This is a genomic window from Dietzia sp. DQ11-44, assembly GCF_014145205.1.
Classification (GTDB): Bacteria; Actinomycetota; Actinomycetes; order Mycobacteriales; family Mycobacteriaceae; genus Dietzia; species Dietzia natronolimnaea.
The window spans coordinates 1-4,079 of the sequence record NZ_JAALEC010000016.1 but is presented as its reverse complement, the minus strand read 5'-3'; the positions used below and the strand labels follow the sequence as shown (position 1 = coordinate 4,079).

Annotated in this window: 4 protein-coding genes and 2 pseudogenes; 5 read left to right on the top strand and 1 reads right to left on the bottom strand. The window is 70.7% G+C overall.

Features of this window, described 5'->3' with window-relative positions:
• The 3 genes and pseudogenes from G6018_RS00470 to recR form a co-directional block, all read left to right on the top strand.
• Positions 1–273 (top strand): annotated as a pseudogene (locus G6018_RS00470) (DNA polymerase III subunit gamma/tau); the annotation flags it as partial.
• A 113-nt stretch (positions 274–386) separates the two neighbouring features.
• Entirely contained in the window at positions 387–722 is a 336-nt protein-coding gene (locus tag G6018_RS00465) for a YbaB/EbfC family nucleoid-associated protein (protein WP_095717156.1), read from the top strand.
• An 82-nt stretch (positions 723–804) separates the two neighbouring features.
• Positions 805–1,410: pseudogene (gene recR, locus G6018_RS00460) on the top strand (recombination mediator RecR); the annotation flags it as partial.
• Positions 1,411–1,566: 156 nt separating this feature from the next.
• Here the strand turns inward: recR and G6018_RS00455 are convergent.
• Entirely contained in the window at positions 1,567–2,496 is a 930-nt protein-coding gene (locus tag G6018_RS00455) for an amidohydrolase family protein (protein ID WP_095717158.1), read from the bottom strand.
• Between the two features lie 159 nt (positions 2,497–2,655).
• On the opposite strand from G6018_RS00455, the gene G6018_RS00450 reads away from it, so the two are divergent.
• Both G6018_RS00450 and G6018_RS00445 read left to right on the top strand, forming a co-directional pair.
• Positions 2,656–3,348, top strand: coding sequence for a helix-turn-helix domain-containing protein (locus G6018_RS00450; protein ID WP_095717159.1), 693 nt, complete (start codon positions 2,656–2,658; stop codon positions 3,346–3,348).
• On the top strand, positions 3,341–4,079 hold a 739-nt coding region (locus G6018_RS00445; RefSeq protein ID WP_182638447.1), incomplete at its 3' end, for an SRPBCC domain-containing protein. The genes G6018_RS00450 and G6018_RS00445, both read left to right, overlap by 8 nt.

Here is a 4,079-nt window from a genome sequence, read left to right as displayed (position 1 = left end):
CTACGCGGGGGTGATGGCGGTCAGGGTGCGGGAGACGGGCGGTCCGGTGCGGTCGGTGCGCCCGGTGGCGGGTACGACGACATCCCGCCGCCGCCCGAGGAGCCCGAGCCGGAGGCCGGGGAGCCCGACGGTCCGCCACCACCCCCGGTGAGCGAGGAGGAGATGGTGGACGAGGCCCGCAGTGGGCCGCAGAACATCGATCACCGGACCGGCGAGGACATCGCTCTGCAGTTGCTCAAGGAGCACCTCGGGGCTCGTCCGCTCGAGCGCTGAGCGGCCCGGCCCGCCGCGCGGCGGGGCACGCTGTCCGATGGTGCGGTTACCCTGGGTTCCGACCGACCGGGGCCGCCCCGGCTTAGATGAGGCACCAGCCGAAAGGACCCGCCATGCAGCCCGGACCCGACATGAACGCCCTCCTCGAGCAGGCCCAGCAGATGCAGGCCCAGCTCGCCCAGGCGCAGCAGGAGATCGCCGCGAGCACGGTCGACGGCCAGGCCGGTGGCGGCCTCGTCACCGTCACCATGCGCGGCACCGGTGAGGTCACCGGGGTCACGGTGGACCCTAAGGTCGTGGACCCCGAGGACATCGAGACGCTCCAGGATCTGCTCGTCGGTGCGTTCGGCGACGCCCACACCAAGGTCCAGCAGCTCGCCGAGTCGCGGCTCGGCCCCCTGGCCTCCGGCGGCGGCCTCGGCGACATGATGGGCGGCCTGGGCATGTGAGCCCGGCGGGACCCGGGGATATCCGGGACCCGCCACCCGGCGGCGCATCCGTCGCCGGGAACGACACAGCACAGGAACGGCGATGTACGAGGGACCAGTCCAGAACCTGATCGACGAGTTCGGCAAACTGCCGGGCGTCGGTCCGAAGTCCGCGCAGCGGCTGGCCTTCCACCTCCTGCAGGCGGAGCCGGAGTCGGTGGAGCGGCTGCGTTCCGCGCTGCAGGCGGTGGTCGACGGCGTCACGTACTGCGAGGTCTGCGGCACGGTGTCGGCGGCCGAACGCTGCCGCATCTGCTCCGACCCGCGGCGCGACCCCACGCTCATCTGTGTGGTCGAGGAGCCCAAGGACATCGAGGCCATCGAGCGCACCCGCGAGTTCCGCGGGCTCTACCACGTGCTCGGTGGCGCGCTCGATCCCATCAACGGCATCGGGCCCAACGAGCTGCGCATCGCCGGTCTGATGAGGAGAGTCGGGGAGGAGTTCGAGGGCGAGGAGATCGCGGAGATCATCATCGCGACCGACCCCAACACCACCGGCGAGGCCACCTCCACGTACCTGGCCAGGTTGCTGCGGCCGTTCCCCGAACTCGTGGTGAGCCGTCTGGCCTCAGGCCTGCCCATGGGTGCGGATCTCGAGTTCGCGGACGAGCTGACCCTGGGCAGCGCCCTGTCCGGCCGCCGAATCCTGTCCGGCGGACCCTCCCAGCCCGCGCGGTCGGGAGGCGTCCTCCGTCCCGAGCAGAGTGAGCCCCGGGCTCCCCAACCGTTCCCCGAACCGTCTCCCGAACCGGCGGAACAGCGGATGCCGGGGCCCGACAGCGGCGCGGCGGGCCGGACCGGTCTGTCAGAGGTCGAAGAGCCTCGCGGCGTTCCCGTGCCACACCGCCCGTAGCCAGTCGTCGCCCATCCCGAGTCCCGCCAGGGCGTCGAGTTGGTGCGCGAACGGGTAGGGGATGTTGGGGAAGTCGGTCCCCAGCAGGATCTTGTGCCCCAGATCGGCGAGCCGCCCGCGCTCCGAGGCAGGGAACGGGCTGATCTCCTCGACGAAGTCGGTGAACGCCATGGTCGTGTCCAGGTAGACGCCGCTGTACCGCTCGGCCAGGTCCAGGAACTCCGAGTACTCACCCATGCCCATGTGGGCGATGATCAACGGCAGATCCGGGAACCGCTCGAGCACGTCCGCGACCGGCTCCGGGCCCGTGAAGGGTCCCGCCACGGGACCGCTCCCGCAGTGGATCACCGTGGGCACCTGCGCCTCCGCGAGTCGGCCCCACACCGGGTCCAGCAGCGGATCGCGAGGGTCGTACTCGCCCACCTGGATGTGTGACTTGAACACCCGGGCCCCGGCCTCGATCGCGTCGCGGACGTAGTCACCCGCGGTCGGCTCGGGGAAGAAGGTCGCGGTGTGCAGGCAGTCGGGGTGCCGAGAGGCGAAGTCCGCCGACCACGAGTTGAGCCACGCCCCCATGTCCGCCTTGTGCGGGTACAGCATCGACGAGAACGCCAGTACGCCGTAGGACCTCAGGCGGGCGACCCGCTCGTCCTCGGCCTCCCGGTAGGTGATCGGCCACGTCCGGCCGATCTTGGGGCCGGCGGCGTCGAAGTAGTCCCACACCTTGGCCATCACGCGGTCGGGCATGAAGTGCGTGTGGACGTCGATGATCCCCGGAAGACCCAGCGGCTCCCACAGAGCCCGCACCTGTGCCGCCTCGTGCGCGGGATCGGGAGGGGTCACGGAGCCGGCGAGGGTGGCGGTGCCGTGGTGGATACACATGGATCCGAGCGTAGGCGAGCGCTGACCTCCGGCCGACTGATCGGGTCCGGCCCGGGGGCGTCCACCCCCGGGCGGTCGAGTGCCGACGGGGAAACACTCCTTGACAAAAAAGTTTGTCGGCAGGAGGCTGGGTGCCAACCAACACAGGAGGCCGGGGGCATGCAGGACATCGGCGTGATCGACAGCGCAGAGGTGGCGACCGCCGCCCTGGCCCCGATCCGCACGCGCCTGTTGGCCGAACTCTCCGAGCCGGGGTCGGCCACCACGCTCGCCGCCCGGCTGGGTGTACCGAGGCAGAAGCTCAACTATCACCTGCGGCAGCTCGAGAAGCACGGGCTGGTCGAACTGGTCGAGGAGCGACGGCGGGGGAACGTCCACGAACGGATCCTGAGGGCCTCGTCGTCGTCGTACGTCGTCTCTCCCGGGGTGATGGGACGGACCCAGCCGGTCGTCGGCGCCGACAGCGACCAGGCGTCCCCACGATGGCTGCTCGCGCTGGCCTCACGGATGGTGCGCGAGGTGGGTGAACTGGTCGTCGGGGCGCGCCGGACCGGCAAGCGGGTCGGGACGTTCGGTCTCGACGGCGAGGTGTGCTTCGCCACCCCGGCCGACCGCGCGGCGTTCGCCGACGAACTCACCGACGCGGTGACCAGGCTCGTGTCCAGGTACCACGACGACTCCTCCGATGGGAGCCGCCGACACCGGCTCATCGTGGGGATGCACGCCGTCCCACCCGGGAGCACCGACTCATCCGGGGGCGCCGGGCCATCCGGGCGAACCGACTCATCCGGGCCCACCGATCCATCCGGGCGAACCGACCCATCTGAGAGTGAGGAGAAGGACGATGTCTGACCAGCCCAAGCGGATCGAGAAGTCCATCGAGCTCGACGCCACGCCGGAGGAGGTGTGGGAGGCCGTCGCCACAGGTGAGGGTATGGCGTGTTGGTTCGTGCCGCACCGGTTCGACCCGCCGGAGGGGGGCGTCGGCGCCCGCGTCGTGTCCGACTTCGGGTCCGGCAACATCTCCGAGGCCACGGTCCGGGAGTGGGAGCCCGGGCGGCGGTACTCGTCCTCTGCGGACGGCCAGACGGAGGTCGTGGAGTTCCTCGTCGAGGGCAGGGACGGCGGCGGAGCCGTGCTGCGGCTCATCCACAGCGGAATCACCGGCGAGGACTGGGAGGCCGAGTACCACAGCCACGGCTGGGACGGGTTCCTGGCCAATCTCCGCCGCTACTTCGACCACTTCCGCGGCCTGCCGCCGGCCACCGTGTCGATCATCGCGTTCAGCGACCTCGACAAGGATGGCATCTGGGCGCGGTTCAACGACGCGCTGGGGATCGACCGACAGCCGGCGGTCGGCGACACCGTGCACCTGACACCCGATGGGCTCGACCCGATCGACGGCGTGGTGGAGGTGGCCGAACCGGGGAATCTCGGCATCCGCAGCAACAGCGGCGCCCATTTCTTCAGCGGCGACGGCGCGTGGGGCATGGTCACCGTCGTCCACTACTACTTCGGCGACGAGTTCGACCGCGACGTGCTCACCGCCGGGTGGCAGCGTTGGGCGGACAGCCTCTTCCCGC

Coding starts and splice junctions, on each gene's coding strand:
- G6018_RS00450 (WP_095717159.1), top strand. CDS start 2,656: ATGCAGGACATCGGCGTGATCGACAGCGCAGAGGTGGCGACCGCCGCC.
- G6018_RS00465 (WP_095717156.1), top strand. CDS start 387: ATGCAGCCCGGACCCGACATGAACGCCCTCCTCGAGCAGGCCCAGCAG.
- G6018_RS00455 (WP_095717158.1), bottom strand. CDS start 2,496: ATGTGTATCCACCACGGCACCGCCACCCTCGCCGGCTCCGTGACCCCT.